The sequence below is a fragment of the Delftia sp. CH05 genome (genome assembly GCF_009827015.1).
In the GTDB taxonomy this organism is placed as follows: Bacteria; Pseudomonadota; Gammaproteobacteria; order Burkholderiales; family Burkholderiaceae_C; genus Comamonas; species Comamonas tsuruhatensis.
The window spans coordinates 43,471-64,547 of record NZ_WUMG01000028.1 but is presented as its reverse complement, the minus strand read 5'-3'; the positions used below and the strand labels follow the sequence as shown (position 1 = coordinate 64,547).

The following is a 21,077-nucleotide window of genomic DNA, read 5'->3' as shown; positions in this document are numbered from 1 at the left end:
GCATGTCAATAGCCGACTCGAGGCACATCGGTGGCAACTGGAGCGTTATGTTCGTTCGCAAGAGGGAAATCGGCGAAGCGACCTGCCAGCTCAATGCAATCCTGAGGCCATTCATGCGCTGCGTACTTGCGAATGATCTCGGCGACCCAGCGGCTCTTGGACATGCCATTGACTCTGGCCGCCTCTTCCACCAGAGCTTGGGTGGTGTCGTCCAAATAGAGTGTGATTTGCGACATGGCAGCTACTCCTTGAGCGGGGGAACGGGTTTAAAAAGTATATGTGCAAACATAATTGCCCAGTTCAAGACCCAGTTCCCCTACGGGGCTGGCACATCACACAACACCCCCACAAGCTGCCGCATACGGCCGTATCGCCTCGCGCACGCGGTCCAGCACCAGTGCGTGGGGCGAGGGTGCCAGCCGCCCGGCGCGCACGGCCTGGTATTGGGCTGGGAGGAACTGGCTGAGCATGTTCTCGGGCAGGGTGCAGGCGGACAGGTTGTCCAGCAGCCGCGCCACGGCGGCGTTCACCGTGGGGTCGGCCCAGTAGTAGCGGATGCGGTCGCTGTAGCTGTAGATGCGCAGCAGCCTTTGGGCGCCGGGATCGGGCTGCTCGCCGCGGTAGTAGCGCTCCCAGTTGGCGGGGCGGCCCAGCATGGCGGACTCCAGCACGGCAGGCAGGTGGGAGCGCTGGGGTGCGTCCACGAGCTGCTCCTCGATGGCGGCCAGCGCGAACAGCGCCTCGCGCAGCGCAAAAGTGGCGCCGGGCCCGACCTTGAGGATGGCAAAGCCGTCCTGCACCAGTTGGCGCAGGGCCTCGGGCCGCTGGTAGTCGGTGGAGTGGGCCTCGAAGACCAGTTGCGGATGCTGGCGCAGCAACTGCCGGAGGTCGGCTGCCCCGGCTGGCGCGTAGTCCACCACGCGCGTGTGATCGAACTCCACGCCCGGCTGCACCACCAGCGCGATGATGCGCGGCCAGACAGCGTTCAGCCCCTGCTGCGCGAAGACGTCGCGGTGCACCTGCAGCGTGCGCTGGGCGTCGGCGCGGGCAGTGACTTGCACATGCTCCAGCGCATGCGCGGCGCCGCCGGGCACGGGCACTTCGGTGCCGATCACGTAGACGGGGCCGGGCGCCGGGCAGGTGCTGCCGCGCTCGGCCGCCTGGCAGAGCAGGGCAGCGCGGCGGGCCACGGTTTCGTCGTCCAGCGCCTGGGGGTCGTCTGCGCAGGCCATGCTGGCGTCCAGGTGCAGCTTCACGAAGCCGGCCGCCGCATAGGCGTGCACCAGGTCCTGCGCCAGTTCCATGGCCTCGGCGGCAGGCAGGTGCGTCCACGCCGTGGGGCCCAGGTGGTCGCCGCCCAGCAGCACGCGGTCTGGCGGCAGGCCGCAGTGGTCGGCAATGGCCAGCACGAAACGGCGAAAGTCGGCGGGCTGCATGCCGGTGTAGTCGCCGAACTGGTTGACCTGGTTGGCGGTGGCCTCCACGAGTAGCGGCGTGCCGTCGTCCAGCGCCTGGTGCATGGCCGCCTCGATGACCAGGGGATGGGCCGAGCAGATGGAGTAGATGCCGAGTGCGCCGTTCGCGCCGCCAGCGGCTGCTGGCGCCTGCCCGCGGCGTGACTGTGCCAGACGGGTGAGGTGGGTGAGCATGGTTTCAGCCCTCCATCACCGCATGCCGCAGGTGCTGCGGCTGCTGTGCCAGCAGCGCGTCGAGCCCCGCAAAGCCGGATGTGCCCTCCATCGGCCCCGTGCTGGAGACGGCCAGCGCGCCGGCCGCATTGGCGTAGCGCAGCGATTGCAGCGCGGTCTTGCCCAGGCGCCGGCAGGTGATGAAGGTGGCGCCGAAGCAGTCGCCCGCGCCCGTGGGGTCGGCCACGTCCACGGGGAGGGCGTCGAGGTCGATGAGCTCGTCGGCACTGAAGTAGCTGCAGCCTCCGGCGCCGCGCTTGACCACGATTTCGCGCACGCCGCGCGCAAAGATCTCGGCGATGGCACCGGCCTCGTCGGCCGAGCGGGCCAGCTGGGTGACCTCGTGGCCGCTGGGCAGGAAGATGTCAGTGAACTCCAGGATGTAGGCCAGGGCTTCGCGCATTTCGGGGATGCGCAGCATCTCCTTGCGCACGTTCGGGTCGAAGGACACGGTGCCGCCCTGGGCCTTGACGATCTCGATGGCCTTCTTCATGGCATCGATGATGCGAAACGAGAACAGCGACGAGCCCATGACATGGAAATGCGCGCAGTCCTTGAGCACGGCCTGGTTGACCTGCTCGGGCTGCAGCTGTGCCGAGGCGCTGTTGGTGATGTTGAAGATGAAGTCGCGCTCGCCGCTGTCGCGGTAGGTTACGAAGGCGCTGCCCGTGACGGCGCCCTTGCACACGGCGATGGCGCTGGTGTCCACGCCGTCGCGGCGCAGGCGGTCGATGTTGAGCCAGCCAAAATCATCATCGCCCACGCAGCCGATGATGGCGGCCGGATGCCCCAGCCGGGCCACCTGGTCGATGAAGATGGCGGGCGCCCCGCTGGCATAGGGCCCGGCCAGCGGCCCCGGCGCGCGAAAGCTCTGGCCTTTTCGCTCGGCCATGATTTCGACGAGGATCTCGCCCATGGTCATGATGGATTGCATGCTCTCCCTCCCTTTGGAATCAAACCCCGTGCGCCGTTCGCTGCACCGCCGGCCCATGCGTCAGCGCCTGCGCCTGCTGTGCACATCGATGCACACGGCCACCAGAATCACGCTGCCCTTGACGATGAGCTGATAGAAGTAGGGCACGCTCATCAGGTTCATGCCGTTGTTGATGACGCCGATCATCAGCGCCCCTATCAAGGTGCCCGCAACGCTGCCGTGGCCTCCGGCCAGGCGCGTGCCGCCCAGCACGGCGGCGGCAATGGCGTCCAGCTCCCAGCCCATGGCCGCGTTGGGCTGGGCCGAGTACAGGCGGGAGGTGAGCAGCAGGCCGCCCACGGCCGCCATCAGCCCCGACAGCATGAAGATGGCGATCTTGAGCCGCCCCACCCGTATGCCCGCATAGGTGGCCGCCTCGGCATTGCCGCCTGCCAGATAGGTCTTGCGGCCAAAGACGGTGCGGGCCAGCACGAAGTGGTTGGCGGCCAGCAGTGCGGCCAGGATCCAGATGGGCACGGGCATGCCCAGCCATTCGCCGTTGCCGATCCACAGAAAGGCCTCGTTGTCCACCGGCGCCGGCATGCCGCCCGAGACGATATAGGCCAGACCCCGGAAGATGCCCATGGTCGCCACCGTCACGATGAAGGACGGCAGATGCAGCAGCGCCGACAGCGAGCCGTTGAGCGCGCCCAGCAGCAGGCCGCACAGCAGCACGGCGGGCAGCACCAGGGCGGGCGCCAGGCCCTGGCCCAGCATCAGGCCGGCCACGCTGCCTGCCAGGGCGACCACCGATCCCACCGAGAGGTCGATCTCGCCCAGCAGCAGCACATAGGTCATGCCGAAGGCCACGATGGCGATGATGGACACCTGCAGCAGCACGTTGCGCAGGTTGCCGCCCGTCAGAAAGGCCGGCGACAGTAGGGAGAACAGCAGCACCAGGGCGGCCAGGCCCATGAGGGTGCCGGCGTGGCGCCGCAGCGATCGCCAGCCAGCTCGCAAGCCGTCTCGCCTTGTTTCCTGACTGTCCGGGATGCCTTCGGCGGCGTCGGCAGCGTCGGAGGCTTTGGAGGAGCCAGACGCGGTGATGCTCAGTTCGGAAGGGGTCATGGCAGTCCTGCTCCGGTGGCGTGCGCCATCACGGTCTCCTGGCGCAGATGGAGGGTGTCCAGGCTCTGGACGAGGCGCTTGTTGCGCATGACCAGCAGCCGGTCGCTCATGGCCAGTGCCTCGGGCAGTTCCGACGACACCAGGATGACGGCCGTGCCGGCTGCTGCCAGCTCGCGGATCAGGGCATAGATCTCGAACTTCGCGCCCACGTCGATGCCGCGCGTGGGCTCGTCCAGCACCAGCAGCCGGGGGCGCATGGCCAGCCATTTGGCGAACACGATCTTTTGCTGGTTGCCGCCCGACAGCTGGCGCACGGGCTGGTGCAGGCCGGCAACGCGTATCTTCAGCCGCTGCACGCAGGCGAGGGCCAGCGATTGCTCGGCGGCCTCGTCGGTGAGCAGTGCGCCGCCGCGCCCGCTGTGCACCTGCACCATGCAGATGTTGTGCTGCACGGACTGGTCCAGCACCAGGCCTTGCTCCTTGCGGTTCTCGGTCACGAAGGCCATGCCCTGGCCAATGGCGTCGGCCGGCGAGCGCAGGCGCAGCGGCCGGCCGTGCATGAGGATGCTGCCCGTGCAGCGGTGCATGCCGAACAGCGCATCCATGACATCGGACCGGCCCGAGCCGACCAGACCAAAAAATCCCACGATCTCGCCCGCGTGGACCTCGAAGTCAATGCCTTCGAAGCGCCCGGCCAGGCCCAGGCCGCGCACCTGGAGCAGGGCGCGCGTGCTGCGGTCAGGGGCGGGGCCGCGCGGCGGATAGATGTCCTGCATCTGGCGCCCCACCATGAGCGCGATCAGCGCCCCGATGTCGGTTTCGTCCCGCGCCAGGGTGCAGATGGAGCTGCCATCGCGCATGACGGTGATCTCGTCGGAGATACGCATGATCTCGTCCATGCGGTGCGAGACATAGATGATGGCGCGCCCCTCGGCCTTGAGGCGGGCGATGAGGGTGAAGAGAATCTGCGCCTCGCTGTCACTGAGCGAGGAGGTGGGCTCGTCCATGATGACGATGCGCGAGGGCTGGCACAGCGCCTTGGCGATCTCCACCAGCTGGCGCTGGGCCAGGGACAGTTCGGCCACCTGCGCGTTGGGGTCCAGGTCCATGCCCAGGCGGGCCAGCAGCGCGGCGGCGTCGCGGCGCAGTGCGCGGCGGTCCACGCAGCCGGCCCGCTGCGGGAGCCGCGCGGCAAACAGGTTGTCCGCCACGCTGAGGTTGGGCGCCAGGCTCAGCTCCTGGTGAACGATGGCGATGCCGTGGCGCTGCGCATCGCCGGGGCTGCCGAGCCGGGCCTGGGCGCCGGCCACCAGCAGCTGTCCGCCATCGGGCCGGTGTACGCTGGCCAGGATCTTGAGCAGGGTGGATTTGCCGGCCCCGTTCTCTCCCAGCAGCGTGTGCACCGTGCCTGCGCGCAGGCGGAAGGAAACGCCTTTGAGTGCCTGCACGGCGCCAAAGGATTTGGCCAGTGCCCGGGCCTCGAGCATGGGGGGCGGCGCAACGGCGTCGAGCATGGCACGGCCTGGGCGGCCGTGTGCAGTGGGGCCTGGCATGGCGGGCTCCGCAGGTCCATTTACCTGGCGGCAGCCGTGTACACGCCGGGCAGCACGGGGTGGAGTTTTTCCACCGGCTTGCCCGACAGCAATTGCGCGGCAAGGGCCACGGATTGCAGTCCCAGCTGGTCGGGGTACTGGCGGATCACGCCCACGAAGGCCGGTTCGCGGTCCACGGCTGCGCGGGCCTCGGCCATGCCGTCAAAGCCCACGATCTTCACCTGCTCCAGCTTTCTGGCGGCCTTGACGCTGGCCAGCGCGGCCAGGGCCGCATCGTCGCCAAAACCGAAGATGCCTGCCAGGTCGGGGTGGGCCTGCAGCATGTTCTGCGATGCGGACAGGGCCTCGGCGCGTGTGATGCCGGGTTGTACCGAGACGATCTTCATGCCGGGGAAGGCCGCGATGGCCGACTTGAAGCCCTCCACGCGATCGACCACGGACTGTATGGACGGGTAGTGCAGCACCCCGATCTGGCCCTTGCCACCCGTGGCGCGGGCCATGAGCTGGCCGGCGAGCACGCCGCCGGCGCGGTTGTCGGTGGCCACGTGCGAGGCCACTTCCACCCCGCTGGCCGCAATGTCCACGGTGATCACGGGTATGCGGGCGGCGGCGGCCTTGAGCACGGCGGCCTTGACGCCGCGTGAATCCACGGGCGACAGGATGATGGCATCGACCTTCTTGCTGACGAAGTCCTCCACATCGGAGATCTGCTTGCCCAGGTCCTGGTTGGCAATGCTCAGGTCCAGCTTCAGCCCCTGCCGCGCGGCTTCCTGCTGCATGGCCTGGGCCAGCTCCAGGTAGAACGGGTGCTGCTGCGTGAGCAGGGACACACCGATGGTGCGCGCGGGGCCGGGGCCCGGCTGTGCAAGCGCCGGGCTGGCCGGCAGGCCGAATGTGAATGCGCCGGCCAGCATGCGCTGGAGAAACGTGTTGCGGTCCATGGCGGTCTCCCTCCCTCTGTCGTTGTGGAAAAACTCAGCTTCTGGCGAACTCGATGCGGCCCTCGGCCTTGTGGGTGGCCTGCAGCCGGTGGCGTTCCAGCAGATCGAAGGCGCCGGGCTCCATGTCCTGGTGCGCGCACAGGCCGTCGAGTTGAGCGATGTCGCAGACCGGGTGTCCGCCCGAGGTGCTGTCCAGATCCAGTGCCAGCGCCACGGCCTTGGCGCTGTGCTCCACGGCTGCCGCGTACAGCCGCGCGGCGCCCGGGTCGCGGCACAGCAGGCGGTTGCGCTCGTCGATGCCGCAGATCTCGAAAAGGCAGATGTCCAGCGGCCGGCCGCGCAGGCCCGTTTCAGCGCCGGGGCCGATGAGGCAGGGCTCGTCGCCGGCCAGCGAGCCGCCCGTGATGTGGATGGTGCAATCGAGAAACTGCCGGGCCGTCGCCACCATGGACAGGTCGTGCAGCGTCAGCGCAATGCCCTGGCGGCTGGCCAGCAGCGGCAGCACGCGGTGGGTGATGCGGCCACCGCCAAGAAAGACGGACGCATCGTCTTCAATCCAGCCCAGGGCGCCCTGGGCCACCTGGGCCTGTGCCGGGCCTTGTGCGGCGGCGTGGGCGCCGGGCAGCTCGGCCGCCGTCTTGAGCAGGGCCGGGTTGTAGCGCGCCTTGCCGAAGGCGCGCACCACATAGCCCTGCTGCTCCAGGTAGTGCAGGTCGTTGCGGATGGTGACGGTGGAGACGCCGAAGAGCACGCTCAGCGCCTCCACCCGCACCTCGTCGGTCTTGCGCGCCAGCTCCACGATCTGCAGCCTGCGCTTGAGTGAACTGTTGCCTTGTTCCTGCATGGATTCTTTCGATTCGAAAGGTTTCTATTTCGTATCGAAAGTTTCCCTGCACGCAAAAGCTGCGTCAAGCGCACCCAGGGTATTCACCAGGGATTGCCTGGCCTGGAAGGTTTACCGGCTGGCCGCGCTCAGGGGCACGACCACGGGCCGCTGCAGCTGTGACGTCCAGGCCCGGTAGGTGCGGTGGGCCAGGGCGTGCAGCACGGGAATGCGCAGGTCCAGGTGGCGCAGGATCTCGCTCTCGGTCTGCGCCGCGGGGCCGCGTGCGCGCAGCAGCTCGTCATGGCCTTCGGCGCACCAGGCAGCCACGCTGGCGGCAGTCACCTCCATGTGGCCCTGGAAGGCCCAGTGCCGACCATGTCGAAAACCCTTGTTCAGGCAATGGCTGCCGTACATGGTGCGCACGGCGCCGCGCGGGATCTCGAAGGTGTCGTAGTGCCAATGGAAGATCGTGGCCTCGCGCGGCAGGTCCATGAGCTGCTGGGCGGCGGCCGTCACCCAGATGCGGCTCCAGCCAATGTTGGGGCAGGGGTTGCGCCAGACCCTGGCGCCCATGGCGCGCGCCAGCATCTGCGCGCCGAAGCAGTGGCCGAGCACGGGAACGTCATGCCGCAGCGCGTCGGCCAGCAGGGACTGTTCATCCTCCATCCAGGGCAGGCCCTCGTTGACGCAATGGTTGCTGCCCAGCACCACGATGCCGCTGTAGTCGGCGGCATGCACAGGGGCTTTGCCATCGAGGGCGGGCTGCAACATTCGGTAGGGAATGCACTGCTGCTCCAGGTGTTCACGCAGAACGCCGGGGCCCTGGGTGGATTCGTGCTGGAGGATGGCGACAGGTCTCATGGCGGCGCGGCTTCATCGGGAAGCCATTTGTTGTGAGGCCTTGACTCTAGGGACGGCTGCCTCAAGGGCGGATTGTGTTTGCGTACAACGCCATCAAGGCCGCATCAAGGCAGCACCGGGACAGCACCACGGATGTCGCCCCCGTCCCTCTCAAGCCGTGGATGCTCCAGCCTTGCGCCGGCTCCATTTCAGCTCGCTGACCAGCACCCCGCCCACGATCAGCACTGCCCCCAGGATGGCCAGCCCCGGCAGCCGGTCGCCGGCCATGCGCCCCACGATGCCGGCCCAGACCGGCTCGCTGGCATAGATCACGGTGGCGCGCGTGGGCGACAGGGACTTCTGGGCCCAGTTCATGGTCAGCTGGATCAGGATGCTGGCGCAGGCCATGGCCACGGCGGCCGTCAGCCAGATCCACGAGAAATCCGGCACCGACTCGCCAGCCACGGGCATGGCCAGCAGCGCCATGGTGCCGGCCGCCAGCAACTGCACCGTGGTCACGCGCCGCGCATCGACCTTGCCCGCGAAATGCCCGATCAGGAGCACCTCGGCCGCAATCGCCAGCGTGCTCAGCATGGTCGCCATCTCGCCCACGTTCAACTCCATTCCCCCGGACTCGGGCCCCGCCACCAGCATCAGGCCCGTGAAGGCCAGGCCGATGCCTATCCAGCTCATCAATCGCGGCGGCTTGCCCATCACCAGCCATTGCAGCAGGGGCACGATGGGCACATACAAGGCGGTCAGAAACGCCGACTTGCTGCTGCTGATGGTCTGCAGGCCGAAGGTCTGCAGACCATAGCCCAGAAAGATGCTGGCGCCGATGGCCGTGCCTGCGACCAGCTCGGTGCGCGTGAGCCCGGCCATGACCTTGCGGAACACCACCAGCCCGATCAGACCCGCCGTGACGAAGCGCAGGCCCACAAAGAACAGCGGCCCGCTGTGCTGCATGGCCAGGTGGACCACGAGAAAGGTGCCGCCCCAGACCATGGTGACGGCAATGAGGGCCAGCTCCTGCCGGCTGAGTAGCGGCGTGCGCGAACTGTGAGAAGATGACGTGTGCAACATATTGCGCAGATCATATGAGAAATATATTGCACAGCGCTGGCGAGCGCTCCGATGTCCTGGCTTTCGTCAGCGAAAACCTGCGCCGCCTTCGCCAGCGTGCAGGACTGAGCCAGGCGGCCCTGGCCGAGGCCGCAGGCCTGAGCCGACGCATGGTTGTCCAGCTCGAGGGCGGCGACACCAACATCAGCCTCTCCAGCCTGGACCGGCTGGCCGATGCGCTGGGCGCCAGCTTCATAGAAATCGTCAGCGACCCGGCCGCGCAGCGCCTGCGCATGGACGCCATGGCCTGGCGCGGCACCCGGCCCGAAAGCCAGGCCATGCTGCTGGGCAGCGTGCCCGCCACGCGCGAGGCCCAGCTGTGGTCCTGGTCCCTGGGCCCCGGCGAACGCTACCAGGCCGAACCCGACCCGGAAGGCTGGCACGAGATGATCGTCGTGGTCGAAGGCCGCCTGCTGGTGGACCTGAGCGAAGGCCCCATGACGATTGAAGCGGGCGACTACGCCATCTACGGCAGTGCCCAGGACTACGCCTATGTGAACCTGCACGAAGGCGTGACGCGGTTCATTCGGAATGTGATCTCCTGAGGGGGGAGCCTTCTCCTCCCGGTCCATGCTCGCTCCAGCCCGGCCGGCTTCGGCCCGTGCGCTGCGCGCGCCAGCCGTATTGGCGGGTACCTAGAACAGGGGAGGCCGGCCCTTGTTGCACTGCGTACGCCCCACGGGCGACGGAGCCCCTTTCTGGTCGGGCACAAGCGCCTGCAGCGTGCCCACCTGCGTGGCCGACGGCTGGACGGCCATATCGGCATTGGCCGTGGGCGTGCCGCACTGGCGCCGCGCCGCAGCTCAGGAGCAGCCGGCGCATTGGGCAGGAGAGCCGTCGGCCACGATGCCGTCGTACCCATGGGACCGACGCTGCGCCCGCTGTCGCCAGTAGCACTTAAGTAACAGATATTGAAAATAGATACTATTGAATTTTTTGTTTCAATAGTTAAGATGCATCGGTTTTTTGTCAGAACAACGGCCGGTAGCGATCGGGCGTGAAATTCAAACATCGGCATCAGAGGGAGATTTGCGTGCGCCACGTTTTTGCGATTCGGGTGTGGTCGGCGCTCGCGCCTGGACTGCAGGAGCCTGCCCAGTGGCGGCAGTGGGCACGTCAACCCATCCTGCCGCAAGGGCAGGTGCATCCGGATCTTGCCCATGTTTCACCCATCGTCCGCAGGCGCTTCGGGCGATTGGCGCGATGCGTAGTCATCCCTGCCGACGCCGTTCTGGCGCAGGCTGCAGTGGCAGATTTGCCCGTGGTCTGGGCTTCGCGCTACGGCGATGCCGAAAAGTCCCTTGACTTGCTGCAAACGCAGGCCCTGGGGCAGGCTTTGTCTCCCACGGCATTCGGCCTGGCGGTGCATAACGGCATTGGCGCCCAGCATTCCATTTTGCGAGGCATGCGTGCCAATGCCTTGTGCGTGGCGTCCACCGATTGCGCGCCGGAAGCGGGCATGGTCGAAGCATTGGGCTTGCTGCACGAAGGCGCGCCGCAAGTCATGCTGGTCTGCTATGACGCGCCACTGCCTGCTCCGTATGACGGCTTCCACACAGAGCCCCAGGTGGTATTCGCCTGGGCGGTCTTGGTGCAATGGGCAGTACCCGGGGAGTCCGGTTTCCAGTTGAGCAGGCAGCCCGGCATGGACGCCGCGCAGCCGGAACCGGACCACGCGCCGCATTTGCAGCATTTACCGCACGGGTTGCAGGTGTTGCAGTTTCTGTTGCACGACGGCCAGGCATCCCTGACAGGCCCGCAGCGCCCGGCACAGCGCCGTGGCGCAGGTACATGGCGATGGGAGCGCGCTCATGGCTGAGTGGCTCAATCGTCAGTGGCGCCTGGCGGCCACCGGCCTGTGCTTTGCCGTGTTCGGCCTGGGTGGGCTGGTGGTGCGCTGCGTGGTCTATCCGGCCTTGCTGCTGACCGTGCGCCAGCCGCAGTCGCGCCAGTGGGTGGCCCAGTCGGTGATCCATCACAGCCTGCGCTGGTTCGTGGCCCTGATGGCGGGCGTCGGCGTTCTGTCCTATGAAGTGCACGGCCGTGAACGTCTGCAGCGGCGCGGCCTGCTGATTCTTGCCAATCACCCATCGCTGATCGACGTGGTGTTCCTGATCTCCTTCGTTCGCCATGCCGATTGCATCGTCAAGGCGGCGCTGGCAGGCAACCCTTTCACGCGCGGCCCCATCCGGGCGGCCGGCTTCATTGCCAACAGCCGTGGCGAGGGCCTGCTGCAGGACTGCCTGCGCTCGCTGGCATCCGGCAACAACCTGATCATCTTTCCCGAAGGCACGCGAACACCGCTGCACGGCAAAGTCCGGCTGCAGCGCGGCGCGGCCCATGTGGCGGTCAGAGGCCGCATCGATATCACGCCGGTGCACATCCATTGCAGCCTGCCCATGCTGACCAAGGGCGCGCCGTGGTGGCAGGTGCCGCCGCGCAAGCCCCACTTTTTCATCGAAGTCCGTGACGACATCGGTATCGAGGCCTTTTGCCAGGGCGCTGCCAGCGACTCCGTGGCGGCCCGACATGTCACGGACCACCTGTCCGCACAACTATTCAAGGAACCGTCCCGTGCCTGAGCTTGAGCAAGAAATCAAAGAACTCATCATCGAGTCCCTGGCGCTGGAGGACATCACGCCGCAGCAGATCAATGCGGGCGAGCCCCTGTTTGTCGAGGGCCTGGGACTGGACTCCATCGACGCGCTGGAGCTGGGCCTGGCGCTGCAAAAGCGTTTCGGCGTGAGCCTGTCCGGGGACTCGGAACAGACGCGCCAGCATTTCCGCAGCGTCCAGGCGCTTGCTGCCTTCGTGGCGGCCCAGCGCACGCACTGAGTGCGGCCCTCCGCGCAGACCGCAGCAAAGACATTTTCATGAACAAAGAAACCATCTACGAACGCATCGTCGAAATCCTGACGGAAACCTTCGATATCGAGGCGGAGCGCATCACGCCCGAAGCCCGGCTCCATGACGACCTGGACATCGACAGCATTGATGCCGTGGATCTGATCGTCCAACTGAAGCCTCTGGTCGGCAGGCGGCTCAATGCCGAGGCCTTCAAGTCGGTGCGCACCATCCAGGACGTGGTGGATGCGCTGCATCAGCTGATGCAAGAAGACAGCGCCGTCGCCTGAGGAACACGCCTGCCATGCGCAAAACCGCGACAGGCCTTGTGCTGCTGGCCACGGTGCTCTATCCGCTGGCCGTCTATGCCGCGTTGGGGCGTGTGGCTGCGCACTGGATTGCCGCCGCATTGGTGGTGCTGGCGCTGGCGCGTGCCTGCAGCAGCCGCGAAGGATTTTGGTGGGTGGTCGCTGCGGGGGCGGCGGCGCTGTCTGCCGCCTCGTGGTGGCAGGGCAATGGCCTGGCGCTCAAGTTCTATCCGGTGCTGGTCAATGCCGTCCTGCTGGCCGGCTTTGGTTGGAGCCTGTGGTTTCCGCCGTCGGTGGTGGAGCGCCTGGCCCGGCTGCGGCAGCCTGATCTGCCTGCGCCGGCCGTGCGCTACACCGCCCGGGTGACGGCCGTTTGGTGCGTCTTCTTTGTCTGCAATGGCGCAGTGGCGGCCGGTACGGCTCTGTATGGCAGCGACGAGGCCTGGGCCTTGTACAACGGTTTGATCGCCTATGGGGCCATGGGGCTGCTGATGGCGGTGGAGTGGCTGGTGCGCCAGCGTGTGCGCAGGCGCCATGGACATGTGTGAGGCAAGGATGACGGCCACAAAGAGCGAACAAGGTCTGGCACTGGCATGGGTGGCATTGGCGCAGGTGGCACTGCCGCAGTCCAGGGACGCAGGGCATGTGGTGGCAAGGCCGCAGGATGCGCCGGTCACGCACGCGCAATGGGTCGATGCTGTCCGGGCGTGGTGCGCGGCCTTCCAGCGTGTGCAAGGGGCGGAAGTGGCCTTGTACTGCGGCAATCCGCTGACCTTTGCCGCTGCGCTATGGGGTGCATGGCACGCGGGCAAGACGCCGGTGCTGGCCAGTGACCTGCATGCGCACACGCTGTCGGCGCTGCTGCCCCAGGTGGCGGCCTGCGCGGGCGAGTTGCCCCAGGCCCTGGTGCCTGATGCCGCTGGCGCGGACGGCGTGGTACTACAGCCCCTGGACATGCAAAAGGCGCGCGTCGTGCTGTTCACGTCCGGCTCCACGGGGGTGCCCGAGCGCATTGAAAAGCGGCTGTCGCAGCTGGATGCCGAAGTGCAGGCCCTGCAGGCCGTGTTCGGTGCCGGCATGGCGCAGGAGCCGCACGTGCAGGTGCTCTCCACCGTGGCGCACCATCACATCTACGGCCTGCTGTTCCGCATTCTGTGGCCGCTGGCGGCGGGCCGCGCCATGGGCACGCATCTGGCGCACTATCCCGAGGATCTGGTGCAGCCACTGCAGCAGGCGCCGCGCAGCCTGCTGGTATCGAGCCCCGCCATGCTCGGCCGCTTGCCGACGCACCTGGACTGGTCGCAGGCGATGGAGCGGCTGGGCGGTGTGTTTTCCTCCGGCGGCCCACTGGCCGAGAGCGCCTCGCAGCACACGCTGCAACTGCTGGGCCATTCGCCCACCGAAGTCTTCGGCAGCTCTGAAACGGGCGGTATCGCCTGGCGCCGCCGCGCAGAACACGGCGAATCCTGGCAGGCCCTGCCTGGCGTGGAGCTGCGCCTGTCGGACAGCGGGCTTCTTGCCGTGCGCTCGCGCCATCTGCCTGATGCGCAGCTTTGGTGGGAGACGGCCGACCGTGCCTTGCCCGGCACCGACGGCCTGGGCTTCGTGCTGCAGGGGCGTGCAGACCGCATTGTGAAGATTGCCGAAAAGCGGGTGTCCCTGACCGCCATGGAGCGTGTTCTGGAAACCCATGGTGACGTCCGGCAGGCCAGGGCCGTGGTGCTGGAGCAGCCGCTCGGCGTCAGCGGCATGGCTGGCGGCGCGCCGCAGCGCGTGGGCATGGTGGTGGAGCTGTCCGAAGCGGGCTGGCAGGCGTTGCAGCAGCAGGGCCGCCGCGGCATGGGTCAGGCGCTGCGCTTGCTGCTGCAACCCTGCGTGGACCGCGTGGCCTTGCCGCGCCACTGGCGTTATGTGGAGCGCATGCCCATGAATGCGCAGGGAAAGACCACGCATCACAGCCTGCTGACCTTGTTCAATCCCGTGATTCCCGTGCCGGCATGGCAGGAACGCAGCGCGCAGCGCGCCACGGCGCAATTGCTGGTGCAGCCCCGGCTGCGCGTGCTGGAGGGGCATTTTCCCGAGGCATCCCTGGTGCCCGGCGTGGCGCAACTGCATTGGGTGGTGAGCCTGGCGACCCAGGCCTTCGGCCTGGAGCACGGATTTGCCGACGCGCAACTGCTCAAGTTCCAGCAGCCCATCCTGCCCGGCGATACGGTGCAGATGCAGCTGCAGTGGCAGCCCGAGAAAGGCTGGCTGCAGTTCGAGTTGAGTTCCGCGCGGGGCGTGCATGCCAGCGGCCGCCTGCTGGAGCGCAGGCCATGACGGCACCTGGCTTTCGCCCCACGGCCCTGATCCCCGTCTACAACCACCCCGACACGGTGGGGGGGATGGTTCGGGGCTGCCTGCGCGCAGGCCTGCCCTGCCTGCTGGTGGACGACGGCTCGGAGCCGCGCTGCGCCGCCGTGCTGGATGCGCTGGCAGCGCAGCACGCAGGGCAGGTCCAGGTGCTGCGCCTGGCAAGCAACCAGGGCAAGGGCGCCGCCGTGATGGCCGGCCTGCGCGCCGCGCTGGCCCAGGGCTGCACGCATGCGCTGCAGATCGATGCCGATGGCCAGCACGCTGTCAGTGACATTCCCGCCTTCCTGGCGCTGGCCCGTGCCCACCCGGGGAGCATGGTCTGCGGGGCACCCGCCTATGACGCCAGCGTGCCCAAGGCGCGTCTTTATGGCCGGTACCTCACCCATGTGTGGGTGTGGATCAACACCTTGTCGTTGGACATTCGCGATTCCATGTGCGGCTACCGCGTGTATCCGCTGAAGACCACGGTGGCGGTGCTGGACCGCTCCCGCATGGGGCGGCGCATGGAATTCGACACCGAAGTGCTGGTGCACCTGCACTGGCGCGGCGTGGCCTTCGTGACCTTGCCCACGCCCGTGACCTATCCCGCCGATGGGCTGTCGCACTTCAGGGTCTGGAGCGACAACCTTCGGATCTCCGGCATGCACGCGCGCCTGTTCGGCGGCATGCTGCTGCGCAGCCCGCAACTGTTGGCGCGCCGACTGCGAACGCGGGGGGCGTCATGAGCGGGCCTTCCACACGCAGCCCGCACCACTGGGCGCAGATCGGCGAAAGCACCTGCGTGGGCGGCATGTGGCTGCTCTACCAGCTTCACCGCTGGCTGGGCCGCTGGCCCTTTTTGCTGTGCCTGTATCCGGTCGTCGGCTACTACTGGCTCACGCGCCCGGTGGCGCGGCGCGCTTCCCTGCAGTACCTGCAGCGCCTGCAACACGCGCATGGCCTGTGGCCGCGCGGGCCGGGCTGGGTGCACGGCCTGCGGCACTTTGGTGTCTTTGCCCAGGTGATCCTGGACAAGCTGCTTGCCGTAACGAACAGCTACCGCACCGAGCACGTGCGTTTGGAGGGGCAACAGCCCTTGCTGGACCTGATGGCCCGCGGGCAGGGGGCCGTGCTGGTGACCGCGCACATGGGCTGCATCGAGCTGTGCCAGGCCCTGGCCCGGCAATGCTCTGGCCTGCAACTGACCATCCTGGTGCATACCCGGCATGCCGAGCGCTTCAACCGCCTGCTGCGCCGCATGGCGCCGGACAGCGGGGTGCAGCTGCTGCAGGTCTTGGACTTCAACATGGCCACCGCCATGGCACTGGCCGACCGCGTGGCGCGCGGGGAGTTCATCGCCATTGCCGGTGACCGCGTTCCTGTGCATGAGAGCAAGACCACGCAGGCCCTGTTTCTGGGCCATGAGGCCGCCTTCCCTTGCGGGCCCTACATCCTGTCTGCCCTGCTCAAGTGCCCGCTGTATTTCATGGGCTGCGTGCATGAGGGGCGGGGCTATGCCGTCGAGTTCGTGCCGCTTGCCGCCCAGGTTGAACTGCCGCGTGCGCGGCGCGCGCAGGCGCTGGCCGGCTATGCCCGGCTCTACGCCCGGCAGCTTGAACGCCTGCTGTGCAAGGCGCCTTATGACTGGTTCAACTTCCTCCCGTTCTGGGAGCAGGGCATGCCTGCACCTGCACCCACGCATCCTCTCAACCATGGGTAATTTGCCCTTCACGCGGAGCCTTCATGGCCACTGACCAGGAAATCGCCTCGCGCGAGCGGCTGAGCTACGAGATCGAAGTCACGCCGGCGTTCTACGACATCGACGTGATGGAGATCGTCTACCACGGCCACTACGTGCGCTATCTCGAACTGGCTCGCAGCGCCTTGCTGGCCCACTTCGACTACGACTATCCCCGCATGCGAGACTCCGGCTACGGCTGGCCCGTGGTGGACATGCGTCTCAAATACGTGCGCCCGGCGCTGTTCGGACAAAAGCTCCGGATCAAGGCCACCATCACCGAGTGGGAAAACCGCCTGCGCATCGACTACCTGATCAGCGATGCCGCCACGGGCGAGAAAGTGAACACGGCCCACACCACCCAGGTGGCCGTGGACATGCGCACGCGCGAGATGTGCTTTGTCTGCCCTCCCGTGCTGTGGGAACGGCTGGGGGTGCAGCCATGACTGCCCGAGGGACGCGCCTGGCTGCATGGGGCATGGCCTGCGCCCTGGCCTGCACCTTGTCTCTTCCGGCTGCCTTGCAGGCCGCGCCTGCTGCCGGTGTTTCCGGCGTTGGCGACGGCTCCCAGACCGCCCCGGCCTCCCAAGTGTCACAGCAGGCCCTGTTGGCCCAGGTGCGTGAGCGCGTGCAGAGCGCGCCTGTGGTGCGTGGTCAGTTCACGCAGCTCAAGACCGTGCAGGGCTTCAGGCAGCCGCTCAAATCCTCGGGCGACTTCGTCGTGGCACGTGGCAAGGGCATCGCCTGGCAGGTGCGACAGCCCTTTGCCTCGACGCTGATCGTCAGGCCCGACAGCCTGCTGTCGCGCGGCGCCGATGGCAGCACGGCCGTGCAGATGCGCGCGCAGGACGAGCCTGTGCTGCGCACCATCAATGCCATGCTGTTTGCCGTGGTGTCGGCGGACCTGGCGCAGCTCACCCACTACTTCGAGGTCAGCGGCCAGGTGCAGGGTGCCGGCTGGAGTCTCCACCTGGTGCCGCGCGACCCCGTGCTGGCCCAGTGGCTGCAGGCGGTGGACCTGAGCGGCCAGCAGTTTGTGCAGTCCGTGCAATTGCAGGAGGCGCGCGGCGACCGCAGCCAGATCCAGATGGCGAACCCCGTTGCCGAGCAGGCGCTGCGTGCGCAGGATGCCACCCTGTTTGACTGAGCCCGCGCCATGAGCACCAGTCCATCCCTCGCGCACGACACCGGCAGCCAGGACCGTCCCGGCCTTCTGTGGCGTGCAGCCGCATTGGCCTGGCTGCTGGCCGTGCTGGTGGTGGCCGTGCACCAATGGCATTTCTGGCATGGCCAGCGCATGGACACCGATGTGCTGGCACTGCTGCCGGTCAATGAACAGGCGCCCGAGGTGACGCGCGCCACGCAGCAGCTGGCCGACCAGTTGTCGCGCCAGGTCACCGTGCTGTTGGGTACGCCCGACTGGGCCGGCAGCCGACAGGCTGCACAGCAGTTGCGGCAAAGCCTTTCACGTCAGGCGGCCGCGCCGCTGCGCGAACAGGCGCTGGCGCAGCAGGTCTCCATGCAGGCGGCCCTGGATTTCTACCAGCCCTGGCGCCAGTCCCTGCTTACGCCGCAGCAGCGCGACCGGCTGCAGCACACGCCGGGTGAGGTCCTGGTGCAGCAGGTCCTGCAGGACCTGTACCAGCCCGGCCTGCAGGCGCGGTTGACCGACTGGATTCGTGATCCCCTGGGCCTGTGGACCCCCTGGTGGACGGCGCGCGCTGCGCAAAGCCATGCGCGGCCGCGCGACGGTGAGCTGTGGGTGTCCGGGCAGGGGCAGCAATGGGTGCTGCTGCAGTACGCGCTGTCGGGCTCGGCGTTTCGCCTGTCAGGCGAACCCGTGCTGCAGAACGCGCTGCAGCAGGCCCTGGCCGATGTGCGCCGGCAATGGCCCGATGCGCAACTGCTGGTGGCCGGCGTACCGCTGCATGCCGAGGCAGCGGCCACGCAGGCGCATGGCGAGATCAACACCATCGGCTGGGGCTCCCTTGCCGCTGTCCTGCTGCTGGCGTGGCTGGCATTTCGCGCCGTGCGCCCGATGGCCCTGGTGGGCCTGTCCCTTCTGATCGGCACGGCGGTGGCGCTGAGCGTGACGGCGGCCCTGTTCGGCCAGGTGCATTTGCTGACCCTGGTGTTCGGCGCCAGCCTGGTGGGTGTGGCCGAGGACTATGGCATTCACTACTTTGCTGCCCGGCAGGGCGCCCCACGGCGCACGCCGCATGCGCTGATGCGTTCCCTGCTGCCGGCACTGTGGCTGGCGCTGGGCACCAGCGTGATTGCCTACCTGGCACTGGGCGTCGCGGCTTTCCCGGGACTGCGGCAGATGGCCGTTTTCTCCGTGGTGGGACTGGCCGCCGCCATGTTGACCGTGGTCTGCTGGTTCCCCTGGCTGGACCGGGGCCACATGCCCGCCAGCCCCGCTGCACGGCGCATAGGCCTGAGCCTGATGGCCTGGCCGCGCTGGCGCGCAGCGCTGCCGGGTTCGGTGGTGCTGTGTGCCGCCATGGCGGCCTGGCTGGCGTGGGGTGGGCGCCTGAACATCCAGGACGATGTGCGCCAGCTGCAAAACGGCGCGCCTGCCCTGGTTGCCCAGCAGCGCCAGGTGGGTGACATGCTGGGCCTGCCCAGCCCGGCCCAGTTCTACCTGCTCGACGGGGCCAGCGACCAGGAGCTGCTGCAGCGCGAGGAGCTGCTCAAGCAGCGGCTTGATGTGCTGGTGCAGCATGGTCAGCTTGCCGGTTACACGGCTGTGTCCGACTGGGTGCCTTCCGCCCGGCGCCAGAGCGAGGATCTGGCCCTGGTGCGCCGTGTCGAGGAGCAGGTGCTGCAAGGGATCAATGCCCAATTGGGCGAGTCTTTCAGTGCGCCTGCCGCCGCACCGGTGCAGCCCCTGACCGTGCAGGCCTGGCTGGAGCAGTCCATCTCCGCGGCGGCCGGCCCCCTGTGGCTGGGCGAGCGCGATGGCCGTTGGCGCAGCATGCTCATGCTGCGCGGCGTGGCCGGTCAGGCCGCACTGCCAGGGCTGGCGCAGGCAGCGCATGGGCTGGAGGGCGTGGTCTGGGTGGACAAGCCCGCCGAGATCTCCGGCCTGCTGCAGCGCTATCGCCTGTCGATGACGCAACTGCTGGTGCTGGGCCACGGCCTGGTGCTGGCGGCTCTGTGGCTGCGCTTTGGCAGCCAGGCCTGGCGAGCCTGGCTGCCCACCGTGCTGGCCAGTCTGGCGGTGGCGGTGGTCCTGTCCGTCTGGGGCCAGCCCTGGCAGCTTTTCAACGTGCTGGCGCTGATGCTGTTGCTGGGCGTGGGCATCGACTACGGCATCTTCCTGCAGGAGCACGAGGACGATCCCCACGCCTGGCTGGCCGTGGTGATCGGCGCGGCCAGCACCTGGCTGTCATTCGGCCTGCTGGGCCTGTCCCAGACGCCGGCCTTGCGGGCCTTTGGCGTCACGCTGATGCTGGGCCTGCCGCTGGTGCTGGTGCTGGCGCCGCTGTTTCGCGCGCCGCCGCAGGCGCCTGCCGGCACCTCTCTCTGAAAAAGACACCGTACATGCAACGTACCGAACAGACTGAAATCCTGATCATTGGCGCCGGCCCCTCCGGCGCCGTGGCGGCGGGCCTGCTGCGCCGGCAGGGGCGCCGGGTGCTCATCCTGGAGAAGGAAGAGTTCCCGCGCTTTTCCATTGGCGAGAGCCTGCTGCCGCAAAGCATGGCCTACATCGAGCAGGCCGGCATGCTGCAGGACGTGGTGGAGGCGGGCTTCCAGCACAAGAACGGCGCGGCCTTCGCCCGGGGCGATCTGCGCACGGCCTTCGACTTCCGTGACAAGTTCTCCTGCGGATGGGGCACGACGTACCAGGTGCAGCGCGCCCATTTCGACAAGGTGCTTGCCGATGCCGCCCAGAAGGCGGGCGCCGAGATCCGCTATCGCCATACGGTGACCGGCGTGGACGTGGCAGGCGCCCAGCCGCAGGTCACGGCCCGCACGCCGCAAGGCGAGGAATATGTGGTGCAGGCCCGCCATCTGCTGGATGCCAGCGGCTTTGCGCGCATCTTGCCGCGCATGCTGGGGCTGGAGCGGCCCTCCGGTTTTCCCGTGCGTGCGGCCCTGTTCACGCATGTCGAGGATCGCATCGCGGCACAGGACATGGACCGCGACAAGATCCTGATTTCCGTGCATCCCGAGCACCGGCATGTGTGGTTCTGGACCATTCCGTTTTCCAATGGCCGCAGCTCGCAGGGCGTTGTCGCCACGCCCGAATTCCTGGAGCGCCATGCGGGCTCCGAGGTCGAGCGCCTGCGCGCCATCATTGCCGAGACGCCCAGCCTCGCGCAGGTGCTGCGCAATGCCCGGTGGGACACGCCGGGTCGTTCGCTCACGGGCTACTCGGCCAATGTGACGGCGCTGTGGGGCCCGGGCTATGCCTTGCTGGGCAATGCGGGCGAGTTTCTGGACCCGGTGTTCTCCAGCGGCGTGACCATTGCCCTGAAGTCGGCCAGCCTGGCCGCCGACTGCATCGCCCGCAGCTGGCAGGGCGAGGCGGTGGACTGGCAACAGGACTATGCCCAGCCGCTGCAGGCAGGTGTCGATACCTTCCGTGCCTTCGTGCAGGGCTGGTACGACGGCAGCTTCCAGGACGTGATCTTCCACCCGTCGCATGCGCCGGACATCCGCCGCATGATCTCGTCCATCCTCGCCGGCTACGCCTGGGATGGACGCAACCCCTATGTGGCCGAGCCAGAGCGCCGCCTGAACGTGCTGAGCCAGCTTTGCCAGCCCGCGCAGGGGGTGATGGCATGAGGCGGCTGCGTCTTTTCCCGGCTTTTGCGCGCCAGCGTGCAC

At 67.7% G+C, this 21,077-nt stretch carries 22 protein-coding genes; 13 read left to right on the top strand and 9 right to left on the bottom strand.

What is annotated here, in order from left to right:
• Positions 1 to 5: 5 nt before the first annotated feature.
• The 9 genes from GRX31_RS19995 to GRX31_RS19955 form a co-directional block, all read right to left on the bottom strand.
• A complete protein-coding gene (locus GRX31_RS19995; RefSeq protein WP_160854411.1) occupies positions 6 to 236 on the bottom strand; it encodes a CopG family transcriptional regulator in 231 nt (76 codons plus the stop codon).
• Between the two features lie 96 nt (positions 237 to 332).
• Positions 333 to 1,649: a D-tagatose-bisphosphate aldolase, class II, non-catalytic subunit gene (locus tag GRX31_RS19990; RefSeq protein WP_160854409.1), complete on the bottom strand. Its 1,317-nt coding sequence runs from the start codon at positions 1,647 to 1,649 to the stop codon at positions 333 to 335.
• Positions 1,650 to 1,653: 4 nt separating this feature from the next.
• Positions 1,654 to 2,622 (bottom strand): tagatose kinase, encoded by a 969-nt coding sequence (locus GRX31_RS19985; RefSeq protein WP_160854407.1) that lies wholly within the window; start codon positions 2,620 to 2,622, stop codon positions 1,654 to 1,656.
• Between the two features lie 60 nt (positions 2,623 to 2,682).
• Positions 2,683 to 3,729: an ABC transporter permease gene (locus tag GRX31_RS19980; RefSeq protein WP_160854405.1), complete on the bottom strand. Its 1,047-nt coding sequence runs from the start codon at positions 3,727 to 3,729 to the stop codon at positions 2,683 to 2,685.
• Complete coding sequence (locus GRX31_RS19975; protein ID WP_160854403.1) at positions 3,726 to 5,282, bottom strand: sugar ABC transporter ATP-binding protein; 1,557 nt, start codon at positions 5,280 to 5,282, stop codon at positions 3,726 to 3,728. The genes GRX31_RS19980 and GRX31_RS19975 overlap by 4 nt, the downstream gene beginning before the upstream one ends.
• 20 nt (positions 5,283 to 5,302) lie before the next feature.
• Complete coding sequence (locus GRX31_RS19970) at positions 5,303 to 6,223, bottom strand: substrate-binding domain-containing protein (RefSeq protein ID WP_160854401.1); 921 nt, start codon at positions 6,221 to 6,223, stop codon at positions 5,303 to 5,305.
• Between the two features lie 34 nt (positions 6,224 to 6,257).
• Positions 6,258 to 7,067, bottom strand: a complete 810-nt coding sequence (locus tag GRX31_RS19965) for a DeoR family transcriptional regulator (RefSeq protein ID WP_047327574.1) — start codon at positions 7,065 to 7,067, stop codon at positions 6,258 to 6,260.
• 111 nt (positions 7,068 to 7,178) lie between these two features.
• Entirely contained in the window at positions 7,179 to 7,910 is a 732-nt protein-coding gene (locus GRX31_RS19960; RefSeq protein WP_160854399.1) for a type 1 glutamine amidotransferase, read from the bottom strand.
• Between the two features lie 150 nt (positions 7,911 to 8,060).
• Positions 8,061 to 8,972 carry a DMT family transporter gene (locus tag GRX31_RS19955; protein WP_160854397.1) on the bottom strand — a complete coding sequence of 304 codons (912 nt, stop codon included), beginning with the start codon at positions 8,970 to 8,972 and terminating at the stop codon, positions 8,061 to 8,063.
• A gap of 14 nt (positions 8,973 to 8,986) precedes the next feature.
• Here GRX31_RS19955 and GRX31_RS19950 point away from each other — a divergent pair, with 14 nt between their 5' ends.
• From GRX31_RS19950 to GRX31_RS19890, 13 genes are all read left to right on the top strand, one after another.
• A complete protein-coding gene (locus GRX31_RS19950) occupies positions 8,987 to 9,556 on the top strand; it encodes a helix-turn-helix domain-containing protein (RefSeq protein WP_026062195.1) in 570 nt (189 codons plus the stop codon).
• Between the two features lie 452 nt (positions 9,557 to 10,008).
• Positions 10,009 to 10,830 carry a beta-ketoacyl synthase chain length factor gene (locus GRX31_RS19945; protein WP_160854395.1) on the top strand — a complete coding sequence of 274 codons (822 nt, stop codon included), beginning with the start codon at positions 10,009 to 10,011 and terminating at the stop codon, positions 10,828 to 10,830.
• Complete coding sequence (locus GRX31_RS19940; RefSeq protein ID WP_160854393.1) at positions 10,823 to 11,593, top strand: lysophospholipid acyltransferase family protein; 771 nt, start codon at positions 10,823 to 10,825, stop codon at positions 11,591 to 11,593. Before GRX31_RS19945 ends, GRX31_RS19940 begins: the two co-directional genes overlap by 8 nt.
• Complete coding sequence (locus tag GRX31_RS19935) at positions 11,586 to 11,846, top strand: phosphopantetheine-binding protein (RefSeq protein ID WP_088165059.1); 261 nt, start codon at positions 11,586 to 11,588, stop codon at positions 11,844 to 11,846. Before GRX31_RS19940 ends, GRX31_RS19935 begins: the two co-directional genes overlap by 8 nt.
• 38 nt (positions 11,847 to 11,884) lie before the next feature.
• Positions 11,885 to 12,145, top strand: coding sequence for an acyl carrier protein (locus GRX31_RS19930; RefSeq protein WP_017406831.1), 261 nt, complete (start codon positions 11,885 to 11,887; stop codon positions 12,143 to 12,145).
• A 14-nt stretch (positions 12,146 to 12,159) separates the two neighbouring features.
• Positions 12,160 to 12,711 (top strand): hypothetical protein, encoded by a 552-nt coding sequence (locus GRX31_RS19925; protein ID WP_160854392.1) that lies wholly within the window; start codon positions 12,160 to 12,162, stop codon positions 12,709 to 12,711.
• Between the two features lie 7 nt (positions 12,712 to 12,718).
• On the top strand, positions 12,719 to 14,485 hold the full coding sequence (locus GRX31_RS19920) for an ApeI family dehydratase (RefSeq protein ID WP_160854391.1): 1,767 nt from the start codon (positions 12,719 to 12,721) through the stop codon (positions 14,483 to 14,485).
• Positions 14,482 to 15,246 carry a glycosyltransferase family 2 protein gene (locus tag GRX31_RS19915; protein ID WP_074923619.1) on the top strand — a complete coding sequence of 255 codons (765 nt, stop codon included), beginning with the start codon at positions 14,482 to 14,484 and terminating at the stop codon, positions 15,244 to 15,246. Before GRX31_RS19920 ends, GRX31_RS19915 begins: the two co-directional genes overlap by 4 nt.
• The gene (locus GRX31_RS19910; RefSeq protein ID WP_160854390.1) at positions 15,243 to 16,220 is read left to right on the top strand and encodes an LpxL/LpxP family acyltransferase; all 978 of its coding nucleotides are present in this window, start codon (positions 15,243 to 15,245) and stop codon (positions 16,218 to 16,220) included. The genes GRX31_RS19915 and GRX31_RS19910 overlap by 4 nt, the downstream gene beginning before the upstream one ends.
• 23 nt (positions 16,221 to 16,243) lie before the next feature.
• Positions 16,244 to 16,684 (top strand): acyl-CoA thioesterase, encoded by a 441-nt coding sequence (locus tag GRX31_RS19905; protein WP_017406826.1) that lies wholly within the window; start codon positions 16,244 to 16,246, stop codon positions 16,682 to 16,684.
• Positions 16,681 to 17,385, top strand: coding sequence for an outer membrane lipoprotein carrier protein LolA (locus GRX31_RS19900; protein ID WP_237426733.1), 705 nt, complete (start codon positions 16,681 to 16,683; stop codon positions 17,383 to 17,385). Before GRX31_RS19905 ends, GRX31_RS19900 begins: the two co-directional genes overlap by 4 nt.
• 9 nt (positions 17,386 to 17,394) lie before the next feature.
• Positions 17,395 to 19,770 carry an MMPL family transporter gene (locus tag GRX31_RS19895; protein ID WP_202396652.1) on the top strand — a complete coding sequence of 792 codons (2,376 nt, stop codon included), beginning with the start codon at positions 17,395 to 17,397 and terminating at the stop codon, positions 19,768 to 19,770.
• Positions 19,771 to 19,784: 14 nt separating this feature from the next.
• A complete protein-coding gene (locus GRX31_RS19890; RefSeq protein ID WP_046239891.1) occupies positions 19,785 to 21,035 on the top strand; it encodes an NAD(P)/FAD-dependent oxidoreductase in 1,251 nt (416 codons plus the stop codon).
• The last annotated feature ends 42 nt before the right edge of the window (positions 21,036 to 21,077 follow it).